4 protein-coding genes are annotated in these 2287 nt (G+C 29.6%); 3 read left to right on the forward strand and 1 reads right to left on the reverse strand.

Annotated features, from left to right (window positions below):
- Positions 1-165: 165 nt before the first annotated feature.
- Positions 166-348 carry a hypothetical protein gene (locus LOK41_RS27800; protein ID WP_241819324.1) on the forward strand — a complete coding sequence of 61 codons (183 nt, stop codon included), beginning with the start codon at positions 166-168 and terminating at the stop codon, positions 346-348.
- 25 nt (positions 349-373) lie between these two features.
- Positions 374-883: a DUF6141 family protein gene (locus tag LOK41_RS27805; protein ID WP_241819325.1), complete on the forward strand. Its 510-nt coding sequence runs from the start codon at positions 374-376 to the stop codon at positions 881-883.
- 247 nt (positions 884-1130) lie between these two features.
- Here LOK41_RS27805 and LOK41_RS27810 read toward each other — a convergent pair whose 3' ends face one another.
- Entirely contained in the window at positions 1131-1685 is a 555-nt protein-coding gene (locus LOK41_RS27810) for a cysteine hydrolase family protein (protein ID WP_241819326.1), read from the reverse strand.
- 125 nt (positions 1686-1810) lie between these two features.
- Between LOK41_RS27810 and LOK41_RS27815 the strand changes: the two genes are divergently transcribed.
- Positions 1811-2227, forward strand: a complete 417-nt coding sequence (locus LOK41_RS27815) for an Lrp/AsnC family transcriptional regulator (protein WP_241819327.1) — start codon at positions 1811-1813, stop codon at positions 2225-2227.
- Positions 2228-2287: the final 60 nt, after the last annotated feature.

Consider the following 2287-nt stretch of genomic DNA (forward strand, 5'->3'; position numbering starts at 1 on the left):
GCGTTATGTTAACCGAGTGTGTATACAATATTCAACCAAAAACAAACAACATATCAACTCTCTCAAATGGTAAAATAGGGAAAATGACATTCTGAATAATACCTTTAGAAACCACTATTTATTACATAGGGGTTTTCGAAAAAAAGTAAAGTAAAGGGGAGATAAATGAAATATATTAATGGATTGTACATATCACATATATTGATGATGTTCATTAATTTACTTAATATTACAATGTTTGATAATAAATACTCAGGGATAACAATGTATCTTTCTTCCGTTATATTCATAATTAGGAGCGCATTTTTCGGAAGTGCAAAACAGCTTAAAATGAGTGAGAAAAAATAAACCATTTAGGAGGTGACAATCATTAATGAAACAACAAGAACAAGTTATCTTTCGTGAGATTCAGCGATCCCCAATTTGGGTATGGATACTCATATTAGGGATCGCCATACTGATGTGGTATGGATTTATTCAACAAATTATTCTTGATATCCCGTTTGGAGATAAACCAGCTCCTAATGGTGTATTAATTGTTATGTGGTTGTTTTTCGGGATTGTCTTTCCTGTATTAATGCTTGGAGTATTGAAACTGATTATTGAGGTCCGTGAAAAAGGTCTTTATGTTCGTTTTGTTCCTTTTCATTTTCAATATAAGCAGTACCTTTTCAAAGATATACATCATTATGAATGCATTACTTACAGTCCGCTAAAACGATTTGGGGGATGGGGAATTCGTTTTAACCTTAAGAATGAAAAAGCCTATAACATGAATGGAAATAAAGGTATAGAGTTAAAGTTGCAATATAACACAGTAGTAATCGGCACTCAAAAATCAGACGAATTAAAAAAAGCACTGGACTCAGTACAAAAAGTATAATGAAAATTAAACTTCAACAAACGGGCACAATTCAAGAATTTCTACTAGGTATACCTACTTTAATAACAACTTAAATTTACTTCCGATATCGCTGATTATGTGAACGAAAAAGTCCCTTCAAATCTTCTGAAGGGACTTTTTCTAGGGTTTTAGATACAGTGACTGCTGATAAGTGAGATTATGAGAACCAGCAACAGAAAAATATTTTATCTTTTTTAGATTTATGTAATAGTATATTTGATATTTTTTATATATTTATGATTTGTGTAAGATCATTTGCTGTAGTTATTTCTGCATATACATTGTTTAAAGCACTTATAAAAGATTGATGTACTTGTTGAGCAGGGATAGTGTTTTCCTGGAATTCTAAATCTTTTGTAGTACAAGCATTTTCTATAACAATACAACGAAATTCTAAATCATTAGCAGCTCTTACAGTTGCATCTATACACATATGAGTCATCATTCCACATATAACAAGAGTATCAATACTTTCTTTTTGAAGAATTCTTAATAAATTAGTATCTCGAAAACTATTTGGAAAATGTTTTTTAATCAAATATTCTTTTTCTAATGGTTTTACTTTTTGATGAATTTCGGCTCCTTCTGTATTTGGTAGAAAAAAAGTAGCATTTTCTTTAGCTGAAATATGTTGTACATGGATAATAGGTCTTTTTTTGTCTCGGAAAGAATCTAAAACTTGTTTTGCATGTTGTACGGCTTCTAATGGTTTATTTAATTCCATTTTTCCATTAGGAAAATAATCATTTTGAATGTCAATTAATACTAAAGCGGTTTTCATTTTGCATCCCCCAATATTTTGAAAATTGTTTTATAATTTTATTATAGGGAGACTAAGGAAAATTAGTAATATCCTCATGAAAGACTTTGGCTTCAAATCATTTCGTCGTGAAAGGATTTAAAATTATGGTTGATTATGTAGACATTAAGATACTAAGTTTGTTAAAAGAAAATTCAAGAGTACAGTGGAAAGATATTGGAAAAGAAATACATATGACTGGACAAGCTGTAGGTAATAGAATTAGAAAAATGGAGGAAGAAGGAATTATAAAGGCCTATACAGTTTTATTAGATGAGATGAAATTAGGGAAATCTTATTTGGCTTTCATTACTATTTTTATGAAGACGAATGAACATTCTAGGTTTTTAGATTTTATTGTAACAAGAGATTCTATTGTAGAAGCTCATAAGATAAGTGGGGAAGGTTGTTATATATTAAAATTGGTTTTAGAGTCACAGGAACAGTTAAATAGTTTGTTAGATGAGATTCTTATATTTGGAAATTATCGTTTGAATTTATCAGTTAATAAGATAAAAGGATAAAATAAGGACAATGATCATTTTTTATGAAAAAGAATGATCCTTTTGGGTTACTTCTGATAG

Origin of the sequence: Bacillus sp. TL12 (assembly GCF_022625245.1) — a bacterium.
Classification (GTDB): Bacteria; Bacillota; Bacilli; order Bacillales; family Bacillaceae_G; genus Bacillus_A.

Bases quoted from the DNA above. Each gene is read 5' to 3' on its own strand.
- LOK41_RS27800 (WP_241819324.1), top strand. From the start codon at position 166: ATGAAATATATTAATGGATTGTACATATCACATATATTGATGATGTTC.
- LOK41_RS27815 (WP_241819327.1), top strand. From the start codon at position 1,811: ATGGTTGATTATGTAGACATTAAGATACTAAGTTTGTTAAAAGAAAAT.
- LOK41_RS27810 (WP_241819326.1), bottom strand. From the start codon at position 1,685: ATGAAAACCGCTTTAGTATTAATTGACATTCAAAATGATTATTTTCCT.
- LOK41_RS27805 (WP_241819325.1), top strand. From the start codon at position 374: ATGAAACAACAAGAACAAGTTATCTTTCGTGAGATTCAGCGATCCCCA.